Raw genomic sequence first — 26,031 nt, 5'->3', positions numbered from 1 at the left:
CCGTCGTGCTCGTCGACACCCTCAGCCACGCCGCCGCTACCGGCTGAATGGCCGGCTGGGGCCAGCCTGCCGCCGCCGATACCCAGTTCTCAGGAGCGTGAACAATGGCGTCATGAGCGACCAGGACCGTCCGCGCCGGCCCCTTCCCCCGGCCGCCGAGCGCCCGCCGGTGCTCGCCAGCCTGCGCTACCACGAGCGCGCCGCCGATCTGACCGGCCGGCTACAGGACGAGATTTTCACCTACATCCACCGCACGAACCTGTGGGGAAGCTCGGAATCCACCTCGGGCGAGGGCTCCGAACTGGGCGCCACGGCGGTGCTCCGCGCGGAGATCCCCGCGCTGCTGCGACGGCTCGGCGTGAAGGTGATGCTCGATGCACCCTGCGGCGACTTTGGCTGGATGCGACACGTCGACCTGAGCACGCTCGACCGCTACATCGGCGCCGACATCGTCGCGGATATCGTCGACCGCAACAACGCTCGATACGCCGACGAGCACCGGCGTTTCGAACTGCTCGATCTGAGCCGCGATCGCCTGCCCCGGGCCGACCTGGTCCTGTGCCGCGACTGCCTGGTACACCTGACGTACGACCAGATTCGGCGGGTGTTGGCCAACATCAAGGCCAGCGGCGCCGAGTACGTGCTGATGACCACGTTCGTCGAGATCGACACCAACGCCGACGCGGCTACCGGCGACTGGCGCCCGCTCAACTTCCAGCTGCCGCCGTTCTGCCTGCCCGAGCCACTCTGCGTGATCGTCGAGGGCTGTACGGAGGCCGGCGGCGCCTACGCCGACAAAACACTCGGCCTCTGGCGTGCCGCCGACCTGCCCGTGGCCTGAGACCGTCTTACCGGCGCACCAGCCGGCATCGCCGTTGCTGGCCATCGGCTTCTCCGATCGAGCCTTGGCGGCGGTGCCGACGAGGTTCGGCGTCGTGACGGCCGGTCTGTATTGCCTTCCCGATTCGGAGTGGCGACAGCGGTCGCGAGAGCTTTCATCAGTGAACCTCGTCGTTCGCCACCGGCCCGGCATCGAACGAGTCGTCGCCGCGGTTGACGAACGTGGTTGACCAGGCCGATCTTCGACGCGTCGGTGTCCCCGGAGACGACCGTTCGCACGTCCGCCGCCGGTGCACCGCCCGCCCGCGCACGACGGGCGGTGTACCGGACGCCGGCTAACTGAGCGGCTCGACCCAGATGTTCCGGTAGAACAGGTTGGGGCCGGGATCGCCGTGGTCCTGGAGGCGGATCGGGCCCACCGACGGCCCCTCCGGCGCTCCGCCGCCGGTCGGCCCGGTGATCTCGGCGTTGTCGTGCACGGTGACGCCGTTCCACACGACGGTGACCCGGGCGTTCTCCGTCTTGGCCCCGGAGGCGTCGAACCGGGCGGCGCGGAACGTCACGTCGTACGTCTGCCAGGTCTGCGGCGCGGTCGCGGCGTTCACCCTCGGCGCCAGCTTCTCGTAGATGGCGCCGCACTCGTTGCTGGCCGGGGTGGTGTCGCCGTACGAGTCGAGCACCTGCAACTCGTACCGGTCCTGCAGGTAGATGCCGCTGTTCGCCCGGGCCTGCCCGGTGACGTCCGCCGGCAGGTTCGGCAGCCAGAACTCAATGTGCAGCCTGAAGTCGCCGAAGCTCTGCCGGCTCCGGATGTCGCCGCCGAGCACCTCCACGCCGCCGTTGCCCAGCGGCCAGGTCGGGTTGGCCCCGTTGGCCTGCTGGAAGTTGTTCATGTTGGTCCCGTCGAAGAGCGTGATCCGGCCGGTGTCCGCACCGGGTCCGTACGCCTCGAACTCGTAGATCCGGGCCGCGTTGTCGGTGGTACTGGTCGGCGCGGTCACGGCCAGTCGGGCGTACCTGGCCTGGCTGGCCGGGACGTCGTGGGTGGTGACGTTCGCGGTGTTGCCGGTGACGTTCGCGACCGTGGTCCAGGCGGTGCCGTTGGTGCTGACCTGGACGGCGAAGTCGCGGGTGTTCCAGGCGGCGTTCTCGCCACCGGCGCCCGCGTGCCGGACCACGAACCGGTGCACCGTCTGGGTGGTGCCGAGGTCGACCTGCAGCCACTTGGTGGCGCCGAGAGAGCACCACTTGTCGCTGTTGCCGCCGGTCACGCTGCCGTTGACCGCCTGCGACGGTCCCTCGGTGCCGGAGCAGGAACTGTCCGCGGTCGCCGGCCGCCCCAGGGCGAGGTTGCCCGATGTCGGGGCGGCACCGCCGTACACCTCGAACTCGTAGATCCGGGCCGCGGTGTTGCCGTCGCTGCTCGGGGTGGTGATGGCGAGGCGGACGTACCGGGCCTGGGTCGCCGCGAAGGTGTGCGTGGTGGTGTTGGCGGTGTTCGCGGCGACGTTCGCCACCGTGGTCCAGGCGGTGCCGTTGGTGCTGACCTGGACGGCGAAGTCGCGGGTGTTCCAGGCGGCGGCCTCACCGCCGGCACCGGCGTGCGCGACGACGACCCGGTTCACGCTCTGGGCCGAGCCGAGATCGACCTGCAACCACCTGCTGGATCCCGACGAGCACCACTTGTCGAGGTTCCCCGAGGTGGTGGTCCCGTTGACGGCCTTCGCCGGGCCCTCGATCGCCGAGCAGGAACTGTCGGCCGTGGCCGGCTTGCCCAGGGCGAGGTTGACCGGCGGCACCTGGCCGGGGATGGCGTTGAGGGTGTACCAGACCTCGGTGCTCCACAGCGCCTGGCCGTCGCTCGCGCTGAACGGCCGGGGCGAGCGGACGTGGACCACCCGGCCGGCCTTGAGCCCGTTGACGACCAGGGTGACCTTCTTGCCGTCCGCCGACAGCGTCGCCGAGGAGACCGACAGCGTCTCCTCGTCCACCTTCGGCCCGCCGTAGGCGGCGGTCGGGACGTACCGCCACTGCTTGACCCGGTACTTCGAGGCCAGCGCGGTCGCGGTCGCCGCCGAGAGCGGCTTGGTGTACTCGATCTCGAACCCGTTCGGCCGGGCCCGCATCGCGAGCATGTCGAAGTTGGCGCTGGCATTCGGGGTGATCTTCTGCAGGCCGTAGCTGAGCTTGCCCTCCTGCCCCCAGTTCCCGCCGCCGTGCAGCCCGCCGGTGTAGAGAGCACCGTCCGGGCCGACGCTGACCTCGGAGACACCGGCCTCAAGACCCTGGGTCATCCGGAACAGTGCGCCCTGGTACTCCCCGTTGACCTTCTCCAGGTACGCCCGCTGGAGGCCGCCGTACGTCACGTCGCCGATCGCCATCTGCCCGGCGAAGGGCCCCTGGGTCATCATCACCGGCGTACTCGGCGAGTTGCCGATCTCGTTCTGCGGGAACCAGATGACCGGCTGGGTCACCGGGTTGTTGTCGAACGGCCCGGCCGGGTTGAGGTAGTGGTTGAAGAACCGGTCCTGCTTGATGTGCAGCAGCTTGGACGCCGGCTGGTAGCCGCCCTGGTTGTCGGTGACGAAGAGCCCGTTCTCCGGCCCCCAGCCGATGCCGTGCGGGGTACGCAGCCCGCCCGCGATGTACGACACCGCGCCGGTCGTCCGGTTCACCTTGATGGTGGTGCCCCGGTTACCCGCCGGCTGCGGGTTCGTGGTGGCGCCGCCGTAGTTGATCGACACCGAGAGGTTCAGGTAGAAGAACCCGTCGGCGTAGAGCAGCCCGAACCCGAACTCGTGGAAGTTCTGGCCGAACGGCCAGGTGGCCACGGTGCGATAGTTGTCGGTCACCCCGTCGCCGTTGGTGTCGTTCAGCTCCGTGAGCCGGTGCTTCTCCGACACGTAGAGCTTGCCGTCGACGTACTTGATGCCCATCGGCTCCTGGAGCCCGCTGGCCACCCGGGTCCGGGTCACCTGGGCCGGGCTGGTGTTGCCGGTGACGTTGCCCAGCAGCCAGACCTCGCCGGCGGTGGTCAGCGAACCTCCCCAGGTGAGCACCGCGAGGCGCCCGTCCGGAAGCCAGTCGAAACCGGTGACCTGCGGCTCGAAGCCACTGGGCCGCAGGTTCGTCAGCGTGAAGCCGGGGTGTACGGCGTCCAGCGGCAGCCCGTCGCCGGGCGAGTCACCGCTGGCCTCGCACTCCTTGCGGCCGGGCGCGGTCACCCGGACGACCCCGGCGTCGGTGCTCAGCACCGAGTTGGGCACGGTCACGAACGACGTCGAGCCGGGTGTGCGCCACTGCAGCGTCAGCTGCTGGCCGCCTTCGCGCTCGAAGTGCTCGATCCGCAGCGAGTGGTAGCCGGTCGTGAGGTCGACCGTGCCGTCCTTCGGATCCGGTCCGTGCAGTCCGTCGTGGTCGACGACGACAGCGTCGTCGATCAGCAGTCGCGACCCGTCGTCGCTGAGCAGCCGGAAGGTGTAGCTGCCGGCCTGGGCGATGTTGATGTTGCCGAGGACCTGGGCCAGGAAGTAGTTCTCGAAACCGAAGTCGGCCGCGCTGGTCCAGTCGACCACCGGCATGAGCTTGTCGACGTTCGGGGTCTGCGCGGCCTTGAGGGTGCAGAGGTTGTTCAGCGGCACCTGAAGGTCGAAGACCCGCAGCGTGACACCGGGCTCCTGTGGCGGCGGCGCGGCCGTGGCACCGCCGGCCGGCAGGCAGACGGCCGCGACGGCGAGCACGGTGGCGACCGTGCCCAGAATCGATGTGCGCGCTCGTCGGGATGGTAGGAACACGTTTCCTCCCAGGGGTGAGCGGGACGACGCCGCACCGTCACGGCACGGCCGACCGCTCGGCGGCGCGCACCCTGATGGCCGACGGGAAACCTCGTACGTCCTGAGCTGACCGGGCACGCCGCTGCCTGGCGAGGCAAACCCTACGATCGTTACGTTTGGATGTCTAGATGTTTCGTCGTGACAGCTCTAACTTTCCGATAGTTCGACGAAAGCGCGAAACGTACCGGACAGGCCGCCCGGGCCCGGGGCTCCGCACACCCGGCGGTCCCGGATCGGGATCGTGTCTCGTCGGGTTCGTGAAGGCCTCCCGGAGCGGCGCCACGCTCTGCGGCGACCGGAGCGTGGTGGTGACCGAGCCGGGCGGGATTGCCGTCCTCGACCGGCACAGCGGAAAATCGCGCTGGCAGCGGGAGGCGTCGTCCGGGTCGCACCAGTGGCGGAGGATCCAGCTCACCCGGGACGCCGTACCGGTCTTCCGGGACAACGCGGTGCAGGTCCTCGACCTGGACACCGGCCGGCTGACCCGGGAGATGGCACCGGTGACCAGCGCCGCCGCGAGCTGGACGACGCTGTTCCTGGGCACCTGCGAACCGCGCTGCGCCATCCAGGCGTAACAGAGAAGGTCCGGGCCGTGCCCTGCGGTACGGCCCGGACCCATCGGGTCAGCCGTCGGTCACCACACCGGTCAATACCGTGCTCGGTACCGGCCCTTCCGGCATGTCGACGAAATGCAGCTCGACGAACTCGTCCGGTTCGGCCACCGAGTCGGTGATCGTCGGTACGGTGATCTCGCCGGTGGCCGCGGCCGGGTCGATGAACAGGTACGGCGCCAGCCAGGTCTGCGACAGCGGGCGTGACGGCTGCACCGGTTCCAGCGAGCCCAGGGTGAACCAGTCCGGGTCGACGTCCGTGGTGGACAGTTCCACGCCGCTGGCCGGAGCCTGCGGCAGGGCGTACCCGAAAATGCCCGTCTCGGTCGGCGCCGACGAGGAGAAGCGCCAGGTCAGCGTCTCGCCCTCGGCGGCGCGGGCGGAAGCGGACTCGATGGAGAGCGTCGGCTCCGGGTCGTCGTTGACGGTCGAGATTCCGCCGTAGTAGCTACCGATCACGAAGCCCCGCTCCGCCTTGGCGGCCAGGGTCTGATTCTCGGTGTAGTTCCACACCGAGTCACCGGTGACGTCGATCGGCACCCGGATGGTGCGCTGCCCGGGCTGGACGGTGACCAGCCAGGAACGGCTCGTGAACGTCGTGTCGTCGGACTGGAACAGCCGCACCACGCCGCCGCCGTCTCCGGTGACGGTTACCGGGATCTCGTACGTCTTCGTGCCGGAGTCGCCCTCGGCGACCCGCAGGGTGCCGATGTCGAGCCGTGGCAGGCGTTCCGGGCGCGCCTGGGGTGTACCCGGCTTCCAGCCCCACGCGTCGAGCAGCCAGGCCCGGCCCGGCCCACCGCGCGGGGTGAGTTCGATGGCGGCCAGCCTCGCGGGTGCGTCCTTGAGCGGCACCCGCACCTCCTGACCCCAGTACGAGGTCGTGTTGTCGGTGCCGGGCAGACCGTCGATCCGGACCTCGCCCAGCCTGCTGCGGCGGCCGTCCGTGCCGACGACGGTGACGTCGAGCCGGGTACCGGTCGTGTTCGGTGGGACGATCACGCGCAGCGCCAGGTCGCGGGCACCGGCGACGGTGACCGGGCGGGCCGGAGCCAGCCGGATCGGGCTGCCGGCGGCGGACCAGTTCAGCGCTGCCGCGTACCGGTCGGGCTCGGGGACGGTCCAGAGGAACGGCACGAAGTGCGCCCGGAGGGCGTTCCGGTCCTCCGGGGGGATACATGAACGCTCGGCGTCGTCGGTTACCTGGTCGCAGATCCGCGCGCCGCCGGACACCGTCATCGACGGGTCCGGGGTGAGCAGCCGGGTACGGTTGGCACCGAGCGCGTGGCTGAGCACCCGGGCCGGGTCGGCCGAGGGCGCCCGCACGCCGGTGCCGTCGAGCAGCGGTCGGACCCGGTCGTCGCCAGCGACGAACAGCCGCGCGGCGGCGGCGATGTAGGTCGCGCCGACGGTCTGCTGCTGCGTGGCGGTGAGCCGGGTCCCAGCGCCGGGCGAACAGACCGGGTCGGGCTCGCCAACCGCACGGAAGTCGTCGATGGACGGTGCCACCGACTGCCCGGGCGTCCACTCGGTGTTGAAGAAGTTGTGGTTGGCGCCGACCACGTACAGCGCGCTGCGCAGCGCCCGGCTGTCGCCGACGTCCCGGGTCTCGTCCACGAACATCTGGCCCTGCAGGTCGGAGACGTCACCGTCGCAGCCGGGCAGGATGGTCACCGACGGGACGCTCGGCACCGGGTCGTGGCCGAAGATGGTGGGACCGATGAGCAGCAGTCCGCGTACGCTCCAGCGGACTTTGCCGTGGTAGCCGTCCTGTGCGGCGGGCGGCGGGGTGAGCGAGTCCATCGCCGCGCGGCTGACGCCCTCGCCGCCGCGGGAGTGGCCCATCAGGAACACCCGGGACAGGTCGGCGCGCGGCGCGGCGCGGACGATCGCCGGGGCGCCGACGCGTCCGGCACCCGCCCAGTCGGCCCAGTTCGCCAGGTGCAGCCGGACGAGCGAGGAGCGTGCCTGCGCGCCGCCGTCCTCGGCGTCCCAGTCCTGTCCGTTGACACCGTTGGCCGAGATGGAGACGGTCAGGTAGCCCTGCGAGGCAAGCAGCCGCTGGGCCTGTAGGTAGCCCCGGTGGCTCGGGATCGGGTCGGTGCCGGCCGGGCACGGCCACTCCTGGGGCACCTCCTCGGCTCCTCGATAGCAGAAGGTGTGTCGGCCGTGCAGGAACAGGGCAAGCGGCCGGTTGCCGGGCGCGCCCTGCGGGGCGACCACGACGGCGCGCATCTCGACCTTCTCCGGGAAGTCGGGCAGCTTGACGGCGGGCAGGTCGTATTCTCCGGTGACGGACCGGTACGGCCCGGCGACGCCGGGATCGACGGCGCCGGCCGGCTGTGGGGCCGGCACGGCGGCGACCGGCGCGGAGCGCCGGGGGCTGGGCGTCGCGGCCTGGTCGATCCGCCTGCCGCCGGCCCGCACCGTCAGTTCGCCGAACCGGACGGATCCGCTGAGCCCGAGGCTGAAGGTGCGACCGTCCGGGTGGGGGCGGGCCCGGCCGAGCCGCTTGTCGCCCGACCAGAACTCCACGGCGGCGTCGCCGATCGGCACCCGGCTCTCCGAGCGCCACGTCAGCTTGCCGTCGGTCACCGACCAGCCCAAGGCCGCCGGCCGCGGCGAAGGGCTTCCGGGGGGAACGGCCGTCGCCGGCCCGGCCGCCCCCGTCACCAGTGCCAGGGCGAGCGCGGCCGAGATCAGGAATCTGTGCATGTGACTGTTTCTATCCCATGCGCGCAACGTCGCGGGCAGCGAGTCGACCAACTCTTCCGGGCGGATGTCACCGGGTCTGCCGGAGTCGTTGCGGAGGGACCCCGGCGGCGGCGAGCCGGCTGGCTATGACCGCGGATCCGGTACAGAAGGAAACGATGACGTTGTCGTCGTCACCGACATGGCAGGCGGCGGCGAGCGTGCCGACTCCGATCGGGTCCAGGGCCGACACGTCGGACAGGTCCACCATCACACGCCACGGCCGGATCTTGCGGACCGCACGCACGAGAATGTGCCGCAGTTCGGCGGCGCAGTCGATCCCGACCGGCCCGTGCGGCTGCACGACGAGGGTGCCGTCCCCGACCGTCGACACCTCCACCAGGGTGTTGGGCACTGGACCGCCCTTCTTCACCACAGACTGTGTGATCGCCCACCCTATGAAGCCGAAAAGCAGGTGTCGAGAACGGTGCAAGGATTGCGCCTATTTCGATATCGCGACGTGTCGCCAGGTGTTCTCGTGGCCGCCGGCTACGGGCTGCTCCTGGCCGCCGGGGGTACCGGCGGTGTCCCGAGTCGCGGTGGCGACCGCGACCGCCGACCTCCGGGAAAGGCGTCCGGGGCGACGGGTGGCTCGCCGCCCGTCTACATATTGACGTCCGTTGAGAACCTGAGGATCCTCTTGGGGCATCCGTCCCTTCGAGAGAAGAAAGAGGCAGTACCCACATGAACTTCCTCTTCGCCGTCATCATCGGCGTCCTCATCGGCCTCATCGGCGGGTTCGCGCTGAAAGGCCGTCAGGCCAACGCCATCTGGCTGGCGCCCGCGCTCGCCGTGGCCGGCGCGCTGGTGGCCGCCGTACTCGCACTGATCTTCGGCGACGACCGACAGTACGGATGGAAGGAGATCACCCTGCAGATCGTGCTGGCGATCGCCGGCGTGGGGCTGGCGTACCTGCTCGGCAACCGCAAGTCGCCCGGCAATCCGGCGACCTCCACCCAGTGAACCTTTTCAACCTCCCCTTGCGGTACGGCGGAACGCGAGGCCGGACGCGGTGTGTGAGCGCCGCGCGGTTCAGGTTGAAAAGGGTTCAGTAGTGCACGCCACCTGGTCAGCATCCCGTTGAGCTACGGCGGTCCGGCCCGGGCCACGTCGGCGACCTCCCCGGCCACGAGATCCGGGCGCGGTCACCGACGACGGCCGGGCCGCCACCAGGCGCCGTACCACGCCCCGTTGACCGCCGATCGGCCGACGCCAAATCGCCCGACCGTCGCCGTACCCGCCGAGGTGCGGTGATTCGGTGCCCGTGGGCAGGAAAGGGGGACAGTCCAATCGGCACCCGGCCCGGACCACTCAGGCCCAAGTGATGATCGGAGGTCCGAGGGCGACGCGGGTATCCGCTGCCATCCTGGACCGGTGGCACCATGCTCCGACTCTCCCGCCCAGACCGCCCACCGCCTACACCGCGCCGCCGTCGGCCTGTCCCGGCAGCCGCACGACGGTACGACCGCAGGCCTTCGTAACCGGTCCGCCGAGCGGACACCCCACGCCGTACGCCGACCGGCCGACCCGCCGACTCCGCGCACGGGCAGGGCCGGCTGATGCCCGACACCCCCGACCCGAAGCTCGTCAACCTGGCGATCGACTCGCAACAGGCCCTCGAAGAGCTGGCGCTCCACCTGCGCGGCGACGTGCGGGTGACCGAGCCGGCAGTCCTGCTCGCCGTCCTGCAGCGGATCGGCTCGGGACTGGAGGAGTGCATGACCGAACTGGCCGGTGCCGCCGCCACCGCCGGACAGACCGGCCCGGCCGACGCGTTGCGTAAGGCCGTCGCACACCAGAACCGTGCCCTGACGTCGCTCAACGGCGCGGTCGCGACGATCCAACCGCAGCCGAGAACGCGGATCTGAACCTCCGGGCCGGTCGAACACGTCCTGCGCCTCCGAGGCTGGCAGGGTCGGGGGTCGCGCGTCCCGGGTAACTGTCCGGGACCGGTCGGGCCTCGTCGCCCGCGCGGCGACGGGTGACGAGGCCCAGCCGTGGATCAGCAGTGGAGATTCGCTCCGGCCGGTACGCCGAGGATGCCGACGAACTGCTGGTACCTGGTGACGCGGCTCTGCACCTGGGCGGGGTTCCCACCGTTGCATTCGATCGAGCCGTTGATGCTGCGGATGGTCTCGCCGAACCCGGCGCCGGTGACCATCGCGTTGTGGGCGGTCATGCTGCCCGGCCCGTTCTGGGTCATCCAGTACCAGATCGCGGTCTTCCAGGCCACCGCGGCGTCGTTCTGCACCAGCCAGGGGTTCGTCAGCAGGGGTAGCCCGAGGGCGTTCCCGGCGGCGTTGTAGTTGAAGTTCCAGCTCAACTGGATCGGCCCCCGCCCGTAGTAGGCGGCCTGCCCGGCGGGGCAGCCGTAGGGTTGGCCGGGGTCGCAGTAGTGCGGGTAGTTCGCGGTGTTCTGCTCCACGATGTGGACGAGTCCACCGGTCTCGTGGTGCACGTTCGCCAGGAAGGCCGCCGCCTCCTGGCGCTGGACGGTGGCGCTCCCGGTCTTGGTGAACGCCGGGTAGGCGCTGAGGGCGGCGACGAGTCCGGAGTACGTGTAGAAGGAGTTGCGGCTCGGGAACATCTGGTTGAACTGCGCCTCGCCGACCACGAAGCCGCCCGGGCCGGTGGGGGGCGGAGTGGTCGGCGGTTGGCCGCCGCAGGTGTACGGCTCCCAGTACCAGGTGCTGACAACGGGGTCGTAGCCGGGATTGTCGTGCTCGGCGACGTAGTACAGGCCGTTGGTGTACCGCACGATGCTGCCGGCGGCGTACCAGGTGCCGGCGACCCAGTTCGGGTAGTCGCAGCTTCCTCCTGGTGGCGGCGTGGTGCCGCCGTCACAGGCGCCGAGGTCCTGCCAGACGCCGGTGGTGCCCGGCGGCGCCTCGTTCTGGGTCCACCATTTCGCCTGGTAGTTACGCCCGCCGCGGGAGGCCTGATCGCCGCCCCAGTAGACGGCCGAGGACTGCCACGGCGCGGCGCAGGCCGCCGCCGACGCCGGGGTCGACGGGATGATCGCCATGAGTCCACTCGCGGCAACCAGCGTCGCGAGCGCGACCAGGGCGCGCAGTCTCGACATGTGGTCACTCCTTCCCCTGGGATACCTCGGGCCGATGGCTGGCCGCACATCGATGGAGGTGACCGTAACACGCTCTGTTCGTAAACCTTACTAATCTTTTTGTTCACAGTCCTTACTGATTACAGAGCGTCGGCGCGCGGGACCGGACCTCGCGGGTCGGATTCCACTGTCCACATTCGGTAGGGTCGCTCCGGGTGGCCGGGAAACCCGATCGACACCGGCAACACCGGTCGTGCAGCATCACGGTTCGTGAAACGCCTGCTCCGCCGGATGGCGCTCGACGTCACGCCGCTACGCACGTCGCGGGACTTCCGGCTCCTGTTCGCGGCGGGCGGGGTGTCCGGGTTCGGGTCGTTCATAACGTACGTCACCATCCCCTTCCAGGTGTACGCACTGACCGACGATCCGCTCCTGGTCGGTCTGCTCGGCGTGTGCGAACTCGTACCCCTGCTGGTGATGGCCTTCGTCGGCGGCGCCCTGGCCGACTACCTCGACCGGCGCGCGCTGGTGCTGGGCGCCGAGGTCGCGTTCACCGCACTCTGCGGCGTGCTGCTGGTCAACTCGCTCTTCGACCGCCCGCACCTCTGGCTGCTCTACGTCATCGCCGCGCTGGCCGCCGCGATCGACGGCATCCAGCGGCCGGCGCTCGAAGGACTCACCCCGCGCGTCGTCACGCTGGACGAGATCCCGGCGGCCAGCGCGCTGAACTCCCTGCGGATGCAGATCGCCCAACTCGGCGGTCCGGCCGTCGCCGGCCTGCTGATCGCGTCGGTCGACATGCCCTGGGTCTACGCGGTCGACCTCGGCACGTTCGCCTTCTCACTGATCTGCCTGTATCTGGTCAGGGCCGTGCCGCCTCCGCCGGCCGCCGAGCGCCCCTCGCTGCGCTCCGTGGTGACCGGCCTGCGCTACGCGCGAAGTCGGCCCGAACTGCTCGGTACCTACCTCGTGGACATCAACGCGATGTTCTTCGGGATGCCACAGGCGCTCTACCCCTTCATGGCGAGCAAGCTCGGCGGCCCCGCGGTGCTCGGCCTGCTCTACGCGGCGCCCGCCGCCGGCGCGTTGCTCGCGACGGTGACCTCCGGTTGGACCGGGCGGGTGCACCGGCACGGGCTGATGGTCGTGATCGCCGCCGGGCTGTGGGGCGTGGGAATCATCGGCTTCGGCCTGACCGACTGGCTCTGGCTGGCGCTCGTCTTCCTCGCGTTCGCCGGCGCGGCCGACATGGTCTCGGGCATCTTCCGGATGACCATCTGGAACCAGACCATCCCCGATCACCTGCGTGGCCGGCTGGCCGGCATCGAGATGATCTCGTATGCCACCGGGCCGCTGCTCGGCCAGCTCCGCTCCGGGGTCGCCGCCCGTTTCATGGGCATCGGCGGGTCGATCGTCTCCGGTGGCGTGCTCTGTGTGGTCGGCACGCTGGCGCTGGCGGCGGCCCTACCGGCGTTCATGCGCTACGACGGCCGGGACGGGCTCGCCAGGAAGCGGGCCGCCGACGAGGAGTGGGCGGCCCAGGCAGCATCGACGGTCGCCGCAGACGCCACCCCGACGCCCACGCGGTCCGGGTAGCACCGGGACGCCGGGCAACCGACGGCGACCGCAGGGGCCGCGCGGTGTCAGAGATCTGTCGGAGTTGGTGTTCGCGTCTACCGAAATTTTCCGCGCCCGGCGCTGCGGGCGTGTCGGGAGGAGGCCGTCCTACGGTCCATCCATGCCCTCCGGTCGTCTCGACTTCACCATCACCCTGCCCGGCACGCGGCTGACAGCCGGGCTGCCGCTCACCGACCCCAACAGCGGGTACGACTCGGCTTCTCCCCGGGGCGGCCGCTCACCGTGTTCGGGGTACCGGGCCGCTCCGTCCCCCGAGGGCGGCCCCCGGGTGCCTGACCCCGGACCATCGCTGACGCCGTACACCTCGCACGCACCGGCCACGTCGTCGGCAGGGGCCACCCATTCGCCGCACCGCGCCGCCGGAAGCACCGGAACCGCCGCCAGTTCATGATCCGGAGGTACCCCATGCCCACTACCGACCACCGCACACCCGCCCCGCCCGGCCCGGTCAAGACGGATTCGGTGCTGCCGGAACTGCGGGAGATGTGGTGGGAGACCGGAGTGCGGGCGCGGGCGCAGGCGGGCCTGTTCGCCGTCTTCGCCGAGCTGCCCCGCCTGGTCTGGGCCGCGCTCGTGGTGAGCTGGCGTGCCGACCGGGTCCGGACGTCGGTGGTGGCGGCGACGACGGTGGCCGCGGGGGTGATGTCGGCGTTCGGGCTTCTCGCCGCGCAGCGGGTGCTGGTGGAGCTGTTCGCGGGCGGACCCACCGGCGACAAGGTGATCGCCGCACTGCCCGCGCTGGTCGCCCTGGCCGCGGTGACCGGGCTACGGGCGGGGATGGCCACCGCGATGGGGTACGCGCAGAACGGGCTCGCCCCGAAGGTGGACCGCGAGGTGGAGCGGGGCCTGTTCGAGGTGACCACCGCCGTACGGCTGGAGGCGTTCGACGCCGACGCGTTCGCCGACGACATGGAACGCGCCTCCCGTGGCGCGGACTCCACCACCGACCTGGTGCAGTCGTCGATGAACCTGCTCGCCGGGCTCGCCGGGCTGCTCGCCGTGGCGGTTGCCGTCGTCGTGGTCCACCCGTTGCTGCTGGTGGCGCTGCTGGTCGCGACGGTACCCAACGCGTGGGCGTCACTGCGGGCCGGTCACCTGCGCTACCAGACCTACGCGGCCGGCTCGGTCCGCCGTCGCCGGCTGTGGCTACTGCACCGCCTGATGGCCGAGCGGGCCTCGGCGCCGGAGCTGCGCTCGTACGGGCTGCGCCGGTTCCTGCTCGACCAGTACGACCGGGTGATGGGCGTGGAGACCGCGATCCAACTCGCCCTGGCCCGGCGGGTCACCACGACCACCACCGTCGGGGCGATGGTCGGCGGCGTGGCCACGGCCGCGGTCTACGCCCTGCTCGGGCTGCTGCTCGTCGACGGGCAGATCCCGCTCGCCGCCGCGGCGACCTGCGTGATCGCCGTGCAGTCCGCGCAGCGCTCCCTGTCCGTGGTCACGTTCCAGATCGACCGCGTCTACACCGAGGGCCAGCACTTCCGCGACTACACCGGCTTCATGGCGCGCGCCGCCGACTACCTCCCGCCCACGGCCGTGGTGGCCCCGCACGCCGCATCCGGCGGTCGGCTACGTGAGATCGCGGTCGAGGCGGTCAGCCTGCGATACCCCGAGCGGGACAGGCCGGCGGTGGACGGCGTGACCCTCACGATCGACTCGGGACAGACGGTGGCGTTCGTCGGGGAGAACGGCTCCGGCAAGTCGACCCTCGCCGCCATGATCGCCACCCTGCGCACGCCCACCGGCGGGACCATCCGCTACAACGGCCGACCCCTGCCGGACTGGGACGTCGACAAGCTGCGGTCCCGGATCGCGGTGGTCACGCAGGACTACCACAAGTGGCCGTTCACCGCCGCCACGAACATCGCCATCGGCGACATCTCCAGCGATCCCGACCAGGACAGAATCGGGACCGCCGCCGCCCGCGCCGTCGCCCACGACATGATCCGCGAGCTGCCGCACGGGTACGACACGCTGCTCGACCGCACCTTCGCCAACGGGCAGGACCTCTCCGGCGGGCAGTGGCAGCGCATCACCGCCGCCCGCGGCTTCCTGCGCGACGCCGACCTGCTCATCATGGACGAACCGTCCTCGGCCCTCGACCCCCGTGCCGAAGACGCGCTGTTCCAGGCGATCCGGGACCGGCAGGGCCGGGCCACCACGATCCTCATCACCCACCGGCTGGCCAACGTGCGGCACGCCGATCGCATCTACGTCCTGCACCACGGCCGGCTGGTCGAGGCCGGCACCCACGACGAGCTGATCGCCGCCGCCGGCCGGTACGCCGAACTGTTCACCCTCCAGGCCGCCGGCTACGACACCAGCGCACCCAGCGCGGCGGTACTGCCCCGGCAGACCGCGTCCGCGTGAAGGGTACGCCGGCACGGACCCGGTCATTCCCGCCGGCACAGCGGATATTGGGACAGTGGGATATCAGAAGGTGCGCAATGCTGCAGCCCTCGGCGTACATGCCCAACTTGCACGGGTAGGTCCAGACGAACCTGCACAGCGTCGCGCAGACGACGGGACCACCGGGTGCACGTCCGCATCTACCTCCGCTAGGGCCTGTGTCGAAGTCACCGGCGGTCGAGCCGCGGCGTGACGGCAGGCCGGCCGGAGTTGGCGAGGTCGATGCGCCAGTCGTTGCTGCGCATCAGGGAGCCGCTACCCGGCGGGTACTCGAAGTTGCAGGGGCCGAGGAGAGTGAAGCCAAGGCGGTGGCAGAGCGCGTTGGAGGGGGCGTTCTCGGCCGAGGGGAACGCGTGCAGGCTGTGGGGCGTGTCGGGGTGGCGGGCAAGCTCGCGGACGATGGTGATCAGGGCGGTGCCGGCTGTGGTGGCGATGCCTCGGCCCCCCTGGTAGGGCGGTAGGACGTTCCAGCCGGTCTCGTAAATCTGCTCACCCTGCCAGTCACGCTGGTGGTAGGCGATGCTGCCGACCATCTCGTCGCGAAGCAGTACGGCGAACATGCAGCCGCGACCAGTTGCCGGCATGGCAAGGTATCGGCGGTGCCGGGCAAGCAGTTGTTCCTCCGGCTCGGGACCGCCGACGTGTCGACGCATCTGCGGAGTGTTGATCCGGCGCAGGAGGTCGAGCGCGGATTCCGACCAAGGCTCAAGACGAACGTCCATGCCGCGCAGCCTGGCAGGCGTCGGAATCATCAAGCACCTCATTTCGACCGGGTGCGGCTTTCGCCCGCCGGTACAACTCGGGTCTGCGCCCCATTCGGCGGTAACGGGGTAACGGCAACCCGGCGGGTGGTCTCCAGGCCGAGGCCGGAGTGGCAGCCCGTGACGATCGCGGTTCTGCCCGAGAGGTCGATCCCCTCGATGACCTCCCCGGCGGTGGACGCGGCGCCGAAGCCGGAACCGATCGGTCGTTGTGGACCGGGCATGTCAAATTGCTCCTTGGGTTTCCGCGGCCGGCGTGCGGTGGCCATCACCCGGTCGCCGGCGGCCACCGCCGGTTCCCGACCGAAGCCGGCGGAAAAGCCGGTGATCAGCCAGGCCCGGTCCCGCGTGTTGTTCTGCCATCGGACGTTGTTCGGAGACGCCATCAGGTGGCTCCGGTCACCGGAAGACGGTTGCGGATGTCACGACATCGTCGTCGAGCGGCTGAGCGTCTCCCAGGTGACCATGTCGGCCAGCAGGGACTCGTGGTGGGCACGCAGCGCATCGACCGCGTCGCTGCCGAGTACGAGGCGGAGCGGCGGGTTCTCGGCGTCGAGCACCTTGATGATGGCCGCGGCGGCCTTCGCGGGGTCACCCGGTTCGTTGCCCGCGAACCCCGCGACCATCTGCCGGAGACCTCCCGAGCTCGCCTGGTAGGCCGGGTTCTCGGGGGCCAGCACCATGTTGCTGGTGATCTTGGTGCGGAACATGCCCGGTTCCACCAGCAGCACCCGAACGCCCAGGGGTGCCAGTTCACTCGACAGCGCCTCGCTGAAAGCCTCGAGCGCGTGCTTCGCGGCGTCGTAGCCGCCCAGTCCCGGGTAGGTCATCCGGCCGCCTAGGGAGCTCATCTGCACGATCGTCCCGCTGCCCTGCTCGCGCATGAGGGGGACAATCGCCTTGGTGACCTCCGCGGCACCGAAGAAATTGACCTCCATCAGCGAGCGCAGCTGCGCCATCGAGGTTTCCTCGACGGCGCCGATCATGGTGAACCCGGCGTTGTTCACCAGGACGTCGATGCGACCGAACACAGCCAGCGTCGCCTTTACCGCCGCCTGGACGGATGCCGGGTCCGTAACGTCCAGTGCCGCTGTGCTGACCCGGTCGCCGCCGATCTCCGCAAGGTCGGCGAGCGTCTCCGGACGGCGTGCGGTGGCCATGACCTGGTCGCCGGCAGCCAGCGCGGCCAGCGCGACCTCCCGGCCGAACCCAGTCGAGCAGCCCGTGATCAACCAGACGCGGCCCTGCGTTGAGTTCGTCATTCCCATGCCCTTCAACGTGGTGTTTGCCGATTACGTGTTCGTCGTGAACACGAACGATGCTGCCGACGAGTGGTTGGCAACGGCCAACACCGGCTACCTGGTACGGCGGTAGGCTTGGCCTGTGACCCCTGATCTTCGGCAGCTCAGGTACTTCGTCGCCGTCGCCGAGGAGTCAAGCTTCACCCAGGCCGCCACCCGACTCATGATCACGCAACAGTCCCTGTCACAGCAGATCAACGCACTGGAACGGATCCTCGGCGCGAAACTGTTCGACCGAGACAGTCGGGGCACCAAACTGACCGATACCGGGGCATTGTTCCTGCCCGAGGCACGCGCGGTGCTGAACCGCGCCGACGAGGCCGTCGCCGTGATCCGACGGGCCGTACGCGGCGAGACCGGCCAGCTCCGCCTGGCCTTCCTGGCCACCACCGCGAACCACCTGCTCCCACCGGTGGTCCGGGCCGCCCGGGAACGTCTCCCCCACCTGAAACTCACCACCGAAGAGACCACAATCGGGCCGCTGGTCGAGGGCCTGTTCGACGGCCGGTACGACCTCGCGTTCACCCGCCCACCGCAGGTCCCCGGCCTTGCCGCCCGCACCGTCGCCACCGAACCGGTATGCGTCGTCCTGCCCCAGGGGCACCCCCTCGCCGACCGCACCGAGCTGACCCTGTCTGAACTAGCGAACGAACGTTGGGTGATGACCCCGCGCAGTTCCTGGGAACCCTGGCACCAGACGTTCGACGAGAACTTCCGCGCCGCCGGGTTCACCCCCGACATCGTCGCCCGGGACACCAGCGTTCAAGGGCTACTCGGCCTCGTCGCGGCCGGCGTCGGGATCACCCGACTCGGCTGGTCGGCGCACAACCTGCGCCGTACCGGCGTGGTGTTCATACCGCTCGCCGGGGAGGTCATGGCAACCGAAATGGTCTGGCAGCCCCACAACACCTCGCCCGCGCTCCGCCGAATTCTGAACATGGTGACCGACCTGGCCGCCACCACGGACCTCACCACCACCGGCTGACCACCCACCGATCACCCGGATCCCAGTTCCGGATCACCAACCCCACACATATCCCCGCCCTGGCCCGACGGTCGGCAGGGCTTCCTGGCACCGAAAGCCACGGGCCACAGGCTGCGACTGCCGCCGTGCCAGGTAATCGGTGTTGGCCGGACTGGGCCGGTCCGGGTCAGTATCGTCGGTGACAATGCGCCACGGGCTACCGTGCTGAGCACAAGGAACCACCATGAGTAATCGCAATCCGTTGCCTGAGCAGGTCGCCGACCGGCTGGCGATCCGCGAACTGGTCGACGCCTACGCCCACCTGGCCGACCGACGCGACCCCCAGGGACAAGCGGCACTCTTCACCGACGACGCCCGCGTCGCGGTGTACGACGGCGAGCCCGACACGACCGAGCCGGCGCAGGTCCTCACCGGTCGAAACGAACTGGCCACCGCCTTCGCCTCGCTGCGAAACTACGACAGGACGACCCACTTCAACGGTCAGAGCACGGTGACCGTCGACGGTGACGACGCCACCGGAGAAACCTACTGTCTCGCGCACCACCTCTGGACCGAACAGGGACAGCGCACCCTCATGGTCATGTCGATCCGCTACCACGACACCTTCGTCCGGCAGAGCGGTCGATGGTTCTTCGCCGAGCGCCGGCTCATCACCGACTGGGTCGACCGCCGGCCCTCGACCGCCTGAAAATTCCCAGTGTCAGCACGAGCCTTCCCACGATGCCTGCGGCAGATCCGGCAGGCACCCGTCCGGCAAGCCCAGATCAGCGACCTCCAGCTTCGGATGCCACGGCCGCCGATCTGCCGCCGTCACGCTTCGTGACCAGACTCCATGGTGGGACGTCCGGAACTGCTTGATATGCAGGTAATCGTCGTTGACCCATTGCCGGTGTTGGTGGTGGGTTCGATGGAGAGGTTCCTGCATGTCCGTCTGGGTCGATCTTGTGCTGAGGCGGTCGAGGACCGCGGCTGGTGATCTTGTTGTCCGGTTCGGCATGCCGTTGCTGGACGCCTATCTGGAGTTCCTGTCGGTGCGGTCGCGGCCGAACACTGTGGTCGCGGTCGCGTATGACCTGAAGGTGTTCTTCACCGTGGTCGGTAAGGCGCCGGGTCGGGTCGTCGCGGCCGACGTTCTGGCGTTCGTAACCGCGCAGTATGCCGGCGGCCCGGCACGGCGGTTGCAGGCCGCCGGTGACGGCGCTGGCGTGTCGGCCCGGACGGTCCGGCGGCGGCTGTCAAGCGTGTCCGGGTTGTTCGCGTTCCTGCAGGCCCGCGGTGATGTCGAGGCGAACCCGGTGCCCCGAGGCCTGCCGACACGCCGCGAACGGCAGCGACCCCGTCAGGGCGTGCCGCTGGTACGCACGCCACGCACCCTGCCGCGGATTCTGTCTCCGGTTCAGGTGGATGCGCTGCTGGCGGCGTTGCGCACGCATCGGGACCGGGCCATGTGTGAGGCGATGGTGCTGGGTGGACTGCGCCGCTGTGAGGTCCTCGGTCTACGGCTGGACGATCTGCAGGTCGCTGCCCGGCGGGTGTTCATCGCCGAGGGCAAGGGCGGCCATCAGCGGCAGATCCCGGTCTCCGGCCGGTTCTTCACCTCCGTGGCCGCCTACCTGCACCACGAACGCCCGCCCGGCATCGCCACCGACCGGCTGTTCGTGGTGCTGAAAGGCCCTCGCCGGGGCCGGCCACTGTCACCGGCTGGGCTGGATCAGATCCTGGACTCGGCCCGGCAGCGGGCCGGGCTGGACACGGTGACCTGCCATCAGCTGCGGCACACCTGCCTGACCCGGCTGCGGGAGGCCGGGATGGCCTTGGAGGCGGTCCAGGCCCAGGCCGGGCACGCCTCGATCGAGTCCACCCGCATCTACCTGCACCTGGCCGACGACTGGCTGGCCTCGCAATACCGGCGGGCCGCCGAGGTGATCGACGCGCAACTGTTCTCCGGAAAACCGTTGCCCCGCAACGGCGTCAGCCTGATCGAGGGGGGACGGTGAGCAGCCCTCGGCAGCTCCCCGGCTGGGACCAGCTCGCCACCGAGATCCCTGACATGGTGACACCGATGCGCCGCTACCTCGACCAACTGACCTGCATCCTGCGGCCGGGCAGCGTGAAAAGCGCCGACCTGGCCCTGCGATCCTTGGCCGCGTTCCTGGTCGAGCAGGCACCCGAGGTCCGCCACGTCGCCGACATCCACCGCCGGCACATCGAGGGCTTCCGCACCTGGCTCACCGCCAGAACCGGCTACCGCACCGACAAGCTCACCCCGGCGACCCTCGCGCACCGGCTCGGCACCCTGCGCATCTTCTTCGTCCGCATCAGCGACTGGGACTGGCCCGAAGCTCCCGCCCGGATCCCGATCATCCCCGCCGACCTGCCGCGACAGGACCACCCCCTGCCAAAGGCCCTCGACGACGCGTCCGCGGCGAAACTGCTACGAGCCGCCCAAACCCAGCCCCGCGTGCTCACCCGTGTCGTGGTCGAAGTGCTGCTGCGCACCGGGCTACGCGTCGGCGAGTTCACCGCCCTGCAAGCCGACGCGATCGTGCTCATCGGCGCCGCGCACTGGCTGCACGTCCCGGTCGGCAAACTCCACGAGGACCGCTACCTGCCCCTGCATCCGCACCTGGTCACCCTGATCGGTGACTACCGCAACGTCCACGTCCACGCCGACAACCCGCTACTGCTGCCCCGCGAGAACGGCCGCCCGCTCGACCGGCACACCGTCACCCGGCTGATCAACAAAGCCGGCACCGCAGCCGGTCTCACCCACATCCACCCGCACCAACTCCGGCACACTCTGGCCACCCAGGCCATCAACCGCGGCATGACCCTCGAAGCCATCGCCGCCCTCCTCGGACACCGCAGCCTCGACATGACCCTGCGCTACGCCAAAATCGCCAACCGCACCGTCGCCGACGAATACTTCGCCGTCACCGAAAAGGTCGAATCCCTTTACCAGCAAGGAAAACCCCTACCCGCCGACACCATCGGGCCCCGCATGGCCCAACTTCGCCGCGAACACCACCGCCTGCTCGGCAACGGCTACTGCACCCGCCCACCCGAACTCGACTGCGCCTTCGAAGCCATCTGCGAGACCTGCACCTTCTTCCAAACCAGCATCGAGTTCCGGCCCACCCTGCAACGCCAGCACGACCACGCCGCCGCCAACAACCAGACCCACCGCGCCGACCTGTTCACCCGGCTCCTCGATGGCCTCGACCAACAAGCATCATGATCAACTTGACAAGGATTACCTGCATAATGCCGATGACAGTGCGTTCGTGGAGACGCATCTCGACGGGCTGGCCGACAGCCCTTCGGCTGTCGGCCAGCGATGTCCCGGCGGATTCAGCTACGCGTCGATACTGACGGTGGCGCGGTCAACGAGGTTGAAGACGGTGTACGGATCACGTCCGCCGAACAGCAACGAAATCACGACCGCAGCCATCGCCTCAAGGTGGTGAGCATGCCGGAGGCCGCCGATCGGCACCGGTTCACCGCCGAGGTCGGCGATGAGATGTCGCGTTATGTCCAGCGCGGCGGAGTGGTCACCACAGTAGGGCACCACCAGACGACGGTTGTCGAACATCGGCGGATCCATCTGCCACACGCGCGCCTCACAGAGGTTGAACGCCTTGACGACGTGTCCGCCGGTCGCCAGCTCGATGTCCTGTGCCATCGACCGACCGGGTTCGGTGACCAGAGTGAAGTGCTCGATCTCGACCGGGTTATTGCAGTCGACGATCGGTTTGCCGCGCAGCGCGTCGCCAATCTCGGCCAGGGTGGCCGGCATGCCTTGGTAGAGGACTGCGATCAGAGCGACATCGCCGAACTCGGCCACTTCCCTGAAGCTTCCGGCGCGGCAGCCCCACTTCCGGGCCAATGCCTCGGCCTTGCTCGCCGTCCGACCCGCGACCATCAACTCGTGGCCGGCGGCGGCCCACCGGGTGCCGAGCGCGTCGGCCATCACCCCGGCACCAAGAACACCAATTCTCATGACGGCAACGTTAGGCGGACGTGGGGCACCATCCGGTTCCCTGCTTGGTCAGATGCTGTCGTCGTCAACAAGATCGTCGGCGTGCTCCTCAGCCCACCGGGCGAGTACCGACACCGGCCCGAGCAGGCTCTGCCCGAGCTGGGTCAGTCGGTACTCTACGCCCGCAGGCGCGGTAGCCAAGACTCGTCGCTCCACGAGGTTGTTGCGCTCCAGCTTGCGCAGTGTCTGGGTGAGCATCTTCTTGCTGATCCCGCCGATTCGGTCGTGGAGATCGCTGTAGCGTTGCGGACCGCGTCCCAGCCCGAACACCACGACGACCGACCAGGTGTCAGCCACCAGATCCAGCGTCGTGCGGGCGGGGCAGTCAGCGAGAAACACGTCTAAGTCACTCATGCAACGCCGACCTCCGCTTCTCGCGAGGGCGCTACAGCGGTCAACAGATCGTGGTCCACGTCAACCAGGATCCACCATGCTGGCAGGCACCGCGTACCCGGGCGCATGTCTACGGTGAAACCAAGCCGCTCGGCGACCCGCTGGCCGACGGCGTGGGCGCACGGCGGGAGTTGCGGCATGCGCCGGGCAGGGGCCACTTGAACATTCGCGTCACTACAACGGTCGGCGCCCCATCGGGCGCTGCAGTTGCAGCCCAACGATCCGACCGTCCCGTCGTTGACCTGACCCACCAGCGGATCAAACGCCGGCCCCACCTTGTAGAGGGGCGACGCCATCGTAGGCACCGGTGACGGTCCTGAGGAGCTCGACATTGCTCGGGTAGGTCGCCGAGAGGAGTTCGCGTATTACGGGTTCACGGTCGTAGTCGTCGGCCAGACGTAAGCCGAGGATGACGTTGGCCATCATGCCGGTGGCGAGGGTCTGACTGGCTTGTTCGGGTGTGAGATCGCCGCGGTTGACGAGCACTCGGTAGACGCGGAGGAAGCCGTCTCTGGCGAGTGGCCCGATCTCCGGATCGGTGCCGGCGGTGAAGGCGTGCGCGAGGCAGAGTTGCAATCCCTGCTCCTTGAACAGTTGAAGGTAGGCGACGCCGATACGCGGTGCGAGGTCGCCAGGTGCGTCGTCGTCGATCGTCTGCTCGAACACCTCGACCACTCTGTCGAGCGCGTGCTCGATCGCGGCTCGGATGAGCGCGTCTTTGCTGCCGAACAGGGACACCACGTAGGGCTGGCTCACGGCGGCCTCGCGGGCGATGTCTGCCGTGGTGGTTGCGGCGAAGCCCTTGCTGCCGAAGATCCGGATCGCCGCAGCGAGCACGGAAGCGCGTCGCTGGGACGAGGAGTTTCGTTTCTGGCCCATGGTTGACATGTTATCAATCAATCAATAACCTTTGCGCTGCGCTGCCGATCGGCCACCTCGGCGGGAGCACCGGCGATCGCGGCGATCGGCTCCAGTCGTGCTTTCTCATGTGCGGTGTCACGTCGCGGATGCTGCGGCACAGCTCGTCGATGGGGCGTGACACTGTGCAGTCCGGCACGATGAGAGGACCGGGTATGGACGTGCTGATGTTCGCCACCGTCGCGGTGCTGGGGTTCACGGCGTGCGCCGAGTTCGGCTCCTATGCTTTTGTGCATCCGGTGGTCAAGCGTCTGGCGCCGCGTGACCACATCCAGGTCGAACAGGGTCTGCTGCGTACCTTCGGGATTGTGATGCCGGTGCTGATGACGGCTTCGCTCGTGCTGGCTATCAGCTACGCGGCCCGCCCTGATGGAGCGGGGTTGCCCGAGGTGTTGCGTTGGGTTGCGGCCGCGACCTGGGCCACGGGCATCGTCACGACCGTGGTCGTGAACGTGCCGATCAACCTGTCCACACTGCGCTGGGACAAGGATTTCCCTCCGGAGCGCTGGCAAGAGCGCCGTAACCGCTGGGAGTGGTTTCAGGGATACCGTTCGTGGGCCTATCTCGCGGCCTTCCTGCTCGTCGCTCTCTCGGTCGCCACGGTCGGCTGAGAGAGTGTTGGGTTACCCGTTGACCACGTGAAGTGAGTTGACGGGATCCGTTGTGGTGTAGGGGATTACAGAAGCGGATACCGAATCAAATGCGACCGGCTTGCCGACGGTCAGTCGCGGCCAGTACCCGCCTGGCTTGGGATGCGGTGCCCGTGGGACGAGGTGGCGTGGTCTTCGTAGTCGTCGTCTACCTCGTAATCTTCCGTACCAGGACGGCCCGTCATGAGGCGCCTCATGACACTTCAGGTCAGGAGTTCGCGGGCCAGGGCCTCGGTCCACCAGCGCTCGACTTGATCGGGTTGCCAGCCGCGTTCGTTGGTCAGTGCGGTGTAGACGTCGATGTTGCAGATCGCCGCGTAGATGTCGACGGCCGACGGTATGTCCAATCCTTGCCGGAGAACGCCACCCGGCCACGACGAGAACACCTGGATCCTGGTTTCGTCCCCCCGCTGACGGCCGGCGTGGTAGACGCTCGCCAGCTCGGGCTCGGTGCGGCCCGCCTCGCGCACGAGCGTGATGACGTCACCGGCGCGCTCGAAGAGACGCCGGTCGTAGCCGGCCATCGCCGCGAGCTGCCGCACCGGATCGTTCCCGGCCTCTTCCAGTTCGGCGAGCGACTGCGATGGATTCGCGGCGATGTCTGCCGCGTCGGCCAGGGCTTGGATCAGCCCGATCTTGTTCCCGTACACCGCGTAGACGGTCGGCACCGAGACCCTGGCCTCCCGCGCCACGTCACGTACCGTGGTCGCCGCCCAGCCCCGGGAGAGGAACAGCCGACGAGCGGCGCTGGCGATCTCACCCCTGGTCTCTGCCGCTTGCGCCGCCCGGCGCAACGACTCGTACCTGCGCCTGCCTGCCTCGGCGGTCATGGCTTGCCTCCTTCGCTTTCCGTACCTTATATTGAATACATGTCACGTAAACTCGGCGTCGGAAGCACCTGGACGTTCTCACGGATCGCCGGACTCGCCGGACTCGGCTTCGCCATCCTGATCGCCTCCACCAACGCCTTCCTGGTGCCAGCCGGCCTGCCCCACACCGGCGCTGAGACCAACGACGTTGTCCAGTTCTTCACCACCCAACAGAACACCGTCGGCCTCGCGTCAGCACTCGCCCCGATCGCCTGGGTGCTGGCCACCCTGTTCGGCGCCGGCGCGGTCTCCGTGCTGTGGCGATCCGATCGCGAGCAAGGCACAGCCTGGTCCCTGGTCGGATTCGCCGGGGTGATCATGCAGAACATCACCTTCACCGGCGTGATGGCCACCCGGCTCGCGCTCGCGTCAACGACCACGCAGGACAGCAGCACGATCGCCGGACTCTGGGCACTACACAACGCGCTGTTCATCTTCAACGGCACCTTCCTGGCACTGGCCATGACCGGCCTGTCCATCAGCGGCCGACGCGCCGGCCTGATCCGCCGCTGGCACAGCGGGATCGGCCTGCTGGCCGCCGCACTCCAGTTCGGCTCGGCCGTGCTGAGCCCCCTGGTCATCGACGACCCCGGTCCGGTCAGTCTCCTCGGCCTTGTCGGCTGGCTGATCTGGGTCGTGTGGATCGTCGCCTACAGCATCACCCTGATCCGCCTGACATCCGTTCCCATCCAGGCGATACCGAATAACCGACGCACCGGTCCCGTTGAGTCATTTCGATCAGACCATCGGCAGGCCGATCCACCCGCCGGCCAGCGTCGCCATCCAGCACAGCAGCGCGTCGAACCGCCGGAGAGCGCGCAGGCATAGACATCCGCTCATCGACACGAGCGTGCGTTCGGCGGCTGGTCGATGGCGTACGGAGAGTGACGGGGCGCCGGTGTCCAGAGCGCCCGCGCTCGGCGGCAGATCCGTACACGTGACCTTGGCGAGGCAGCCCCGCGGCGTCAT

General features: G+C 69.2%; 23 protein-coding genes. 12 read left to right on the top strand and 11 right to left on the bottom strand.

The window, feature by feature from the left end; all coding sequences use genetic code 11:
* Nucleotides 1-112 precede the first annotated feature (112 nt).
* Nucleotides 113-841 carry a class I SAM-dependent methyltransferase gene (locus ACQEVC_RS26900; RefSeq protein ID WP_432882667.1) on the top strand — a complete coding sequence of 243 codons (729 nt, stop codon included), beginning with the start codon at nt 113-115 and terminating at the stop codon, nt 839-841.
* A gap of 334 nt (nt 842-1,175) precedes the next feature.
* Here ACQEVC_RS26900 and ACQEVC_RS26895 read toward each other — a convergent pair whose 3' ends face one another.
* Nucleotides 1,176-4,580 (bottom strand): galactose-binding domain-containing protein, encoded by a 3,405-nt coding sequence (locus ACQEVC_RS26895; RefSeq protein ID WP_432882664.1) that lies wholly within the window; start codon nt 4,578-4,580, stop codon nt 1,176-1,178.
* A 350-nt stretch (nt 4,581-4,930) separates the two neighbouring features.
* On the opposite strand from ACQEVC_RS26895, the gene ACQEVC_RS26890 reads away from it, so the two are divergent.
* Nucleotides 4,931-5,248 carry a hypothetical protein gene (locus ACQEVC_RS26890; RefSeq protein ID WP_432882662.1) on the top strand — a complete coding sequence of 106 codons (318 nt, stop codon included), beginning with the start codon at nt 4,931-4,933 and terminating at the stop codon, nt 5,246-5,248.
* A 48-nt stretch (nt 5,249-5,296) separates the two neighbouring features.
* Here ACQEVC_RS26890 and ACQEVC_RS26885 read toward each other — a convergent pair whose 3' ends face one another.
* Nucleotides 5,297-7,999 carry a hypothetical protein gene (locus ACQEVC_RS26885; protein ID WP_432882660.1) on the bottom strand — a complete coding sequence of 901 codons (2,703 nt, stop codon included), beginning with the start codon at nt 7,997-7,999 and terminating at the stop codon, nt 5,297-5,299.
* Nucleotides 8,000-8,066: 67 nt separating this feature from the next.
* Nucleotides 8,067-8,390 carry an STAS domain-containing protein gene (locus ACQEVC_RS26880; protein ID WP_346261793.1) on the bottom strand — a complete coding sequence of 108 codons (324 nt, stop codon included), beginning with the start codon at nt 8,388-8,390 and terminating at the stop codon, nt 8,067-8,069.
* Between the two features lie 329 nt (nt 8,391-8,719).
* On the opposite strand from ACQEVC_RS26880, the gene ACQEVC_RS26875 reads away from it, so the two are divergent.
* Both ACQEVC_RS26875 and ACQEVC_RS26870 read left to right on the top strand, forming a co-directional pair.
* The gene (locus ACQEVC_RS26875) at nt 8,720-8,998 is read left to right on the top strand and encodes a GlsB/YeaQ/YmgE family stress response membrane protein (RefSeq protein WP_432882657.1); all 279 of its coding nucleotides are present in this window, start codon (nt 8,720-8,722) and stop codon (nt 8,996-8,998) included.
* A 596-nt stretch (nt 8,999-9,594) separates the two neighbouring features.
* Nucleotides 9,595-9,903, top strand: a complete 309-nt coding sequence (locus tag ACQEVC_RS26870; protein WP_432882655.1) for a hypothetical protein — start codon at nt 9,595-9,597, stop codon at nt 9,901-9,903.
* Nucleotides 9,904-10,037: 134 nt separating this feature from the next.
* On the opposite strand, the gene ACQEVC_RS26865 is transcribed toward ACQEVC_RS26870, so the two are convergent.
* Nucleotides 10,038-11,117 carry a glycoside hydrolase family 19 protein gene (locus ACQEVC_RS26865; RefSeq protein WP_432882652.1) on the bottom strand — a complete coding sequence of 360 codons (1,080 nt, stop codon included), beginning with the start codon at nt 11,115-11,117 and terminating at the stop codon, nt 10,038-10,040.
* Between the two features lie 249 nt (nt 11,118-11,366).
* On the opposite strand from ACQEVC_RS26865, the gene ACQEVC_RS26860 reads away from it, so the two are divergent.
* Nucleotides 11,367-12,692 carry an MFS transporter gene (locus ACQEVC_RS26860; protein ID WP_432882649.1) on the top strand — a complete coding sequence of 442 codons (1,326 nt, stop codon included), beginning with the start codon at nt 11,367-11,369 and terminating at the stop codon, nt 12,690-12,692.
* 447 nt (nt 12,693-13,139) lie between these two features.
* Entirely contained in the window at nt 13,140-15,107 is a 1,968-nt protein-coding gene (locus tag ACQEVC_RS26855) for an ABC transporter ATP-binding protein (protein WP_432882646.1), read from the top strand.
* A gap of 206 nt (nt 15,108-15,313) precedes the next feature.
* On the opposite strand, the gene ACQEVC_RS26850 is transcribed toward ACQEVC_RS26855, so the two are convergent.
* The 3 genes from ACQEVC_RS26850 to ACQEVC_RS26840 form a co-directional block, all read right to left on the bottom strand.
* Nucleotides 15,314-15,898, bottom strand: a complete 585-nt coding sequence (locus ACQEVC_RS26850) for a GNAT family N-acetyltransferase (protein ID WP_432882643.1) — start codon at nt 15,896-15,898, stop codon at nt 15,314-15,316.
* 8 nt (nt 15,899-15,906) lie between these two features.
* A complete protein-coding gene (locus ACQEVC_RS26845; RefSeq protein WP_432882640.1) occupies nt 15,907-16,197 on the bottom strand; it encodes a hypothetical protein in 291 nt (96 codons plus the stop codon).
* Between the two features lie 132 nt (nt 16,198-16,329).
* Entirely contained in the window at nt 16,330-17,175 is an 846-nt protein-coding gene (locus tag ACQEVC_RS26840; RefSeq protein ID WP_432882638.1) for an oxidoreductase, read from the bottom strand.
* Nucleotides 17,176-17,290: 115 nt separating this feature from the next.
* Between ACQEVC_RS26840 and ACQEVC_RS26835 the strand changes: the two genes are divergently transcribed.
* From ACQEVC_RS26835 to ACQEVC_RS26820, 4 genes are all read left to right on the top strand, one after another.
* Nucleotides 17,291-18,193, top strand: a complete 903-nt coding sequence (locus tag ACQEVC_RS26835) for a LysR family transcriptional regulator (RefSeq protein WP_432882635.1) — start codon at nt 17,291-17,293, stop codon at nt 18,191-18,193.
* 223 nt (nt 18,194-18,416) lie between these two features.
* Nucleotides 18,417-18,881, top strand: coding sequence for a nuclear transport factor 2 family protein (locus tag ACQEVC_RS26830; RefSeq protein WP_432882633.1), 465 nt, complete (start codon nt 18,417-18,419; stop codon nt 18,879-18,881).
* A gap of 235 nt (nt 18,882-19,116) precedes the next feature.
* Nucleotides 19,117-20,190 carry a tyrosine-type recombinase/integrase gene (locus ACQEVC_RS26825; RefSeq protein WP_432876570.1) on the top strand — a complete coding sequence of 358 codons (1,074 nt, stop codon included), beginning with the start codon at nt 19,117-19,119 and terminating at the stop codon, nt 20,188-20,190.
* A complete protein-coding gene (locus ACQEVC_RS26820) occupies nt 20,187-21,431 on the top strand; it encodes a tyrosine-type recombinase/integrase (RefSeq protein ID WP_432876572.1) in 1,245 nt (414 codons plus the stop codon). Before ACQEVC_RS26825 ends, ACQEVC_RS26820 begins: the two co-directional genes overlap by 4 nt.
* A 117-nt stretch (nt 21,432-21,548) precedes the next feature.
* Here ACQEVC_RS26820 and ACQEVC_RS26815 read toward each other — a convergent pair whose 3' ends face one another.
* The 3 genes from ACQEVC_RS26815 to ACQEVC_RS26805 form a co-directional block, all read right to left on the bottom strand.
* Nucleotides 21,549-22,193, bottom strand: a complete 645-nt coding sequence (locus ACQEVC_RS26815) for an NADPH-dependent F420 reductase (protein ID WP_432882630.1) — start codon at nt 22,191-22,193, stop codon at nt 21,549-21,551.
* A 48-nt stretch (nt 22,194-22,241) separates the two neighbouring features.
* Entirely contained in the window at nt 22,242-22,586 is a 345-nt protein-coding gene (locus ACQEVC_RS26810; RefSeq protein WP_432882627.1) for a winged helix-turn-helix transcriptional regulator, read from the bottom strand.
* A gap of 297 nt (nt 22,587-22,883) precedes the next feature.
* Entirely contained in the window at nt 22,884-23,504 is a 621-nt protein-coding gene (locus ACQEVC_RS26805; protein WP_432882624.1) for a TetR/AcrR family transcriptional regulator, read from the bottom strand.
* 194 nt (nt 23,505-23,698) lie between these two features.
* Between ACQEVC_RS26805 and ACQEVC_RS26800 the strand changes: the two genes are divergently transcribed.
* Complete coding sequence (locus ACQEVC_RS26800) at nt 23,699-24,154, top strand: anthrone oxygenase family protein (RefSeq protein WP_432882622.1); 456 nt, start codon at nt 23,699-23,701, stop codon at nt 24,152-24,154.
* 242 nt (nt 24,155-24,396) lie between these two features.
* Here ACQEVC_RS26800 and ACQEVC_RS26795 read toward each other — a convergent pair whose 3' ends face one another.
* Nucleotides 24,397-25,023, bottom strand: coding sequence for a TetR/AcrR family transcriptional regulator (locus ACQEVC_RS26795; protein ID WP_432882620.1), 627 nt, complete (start codon nt 25,021-25,023; stop codon nt 24,397-24,399).
* A gap of 3 nt (nt 25,024-25,026) precedes the next feature.
* Between ACQEVC_RS26795 and ACQEVC_RS26790 the strand changes: the two genes are divergently transcribed.
* Nucleotides 25,027-25,890, top strand: coding sequence for a hypothetical protein (locus ACQEVC_RS26790; RefSeq protein ID WP_432882618.1), 864 nt, complete (start codon nt 25,027-25,029; stop codon nt 25,888-25,890).
* Nucleotides 25,891-26,031: the final 141 nt, after the last annotated feature.

This window comes from Plantactinospora sp. CA-294935, assembly GCF_050936445.1.
GTDB lineage: Bacteria > Actinomycetota > Actinomycetes > Mycobacteriales > Micromonosporaceae > Plantactinospora.
This window is presented reverse-complemented; position numbering and strand designations above follow the sequence as displayed.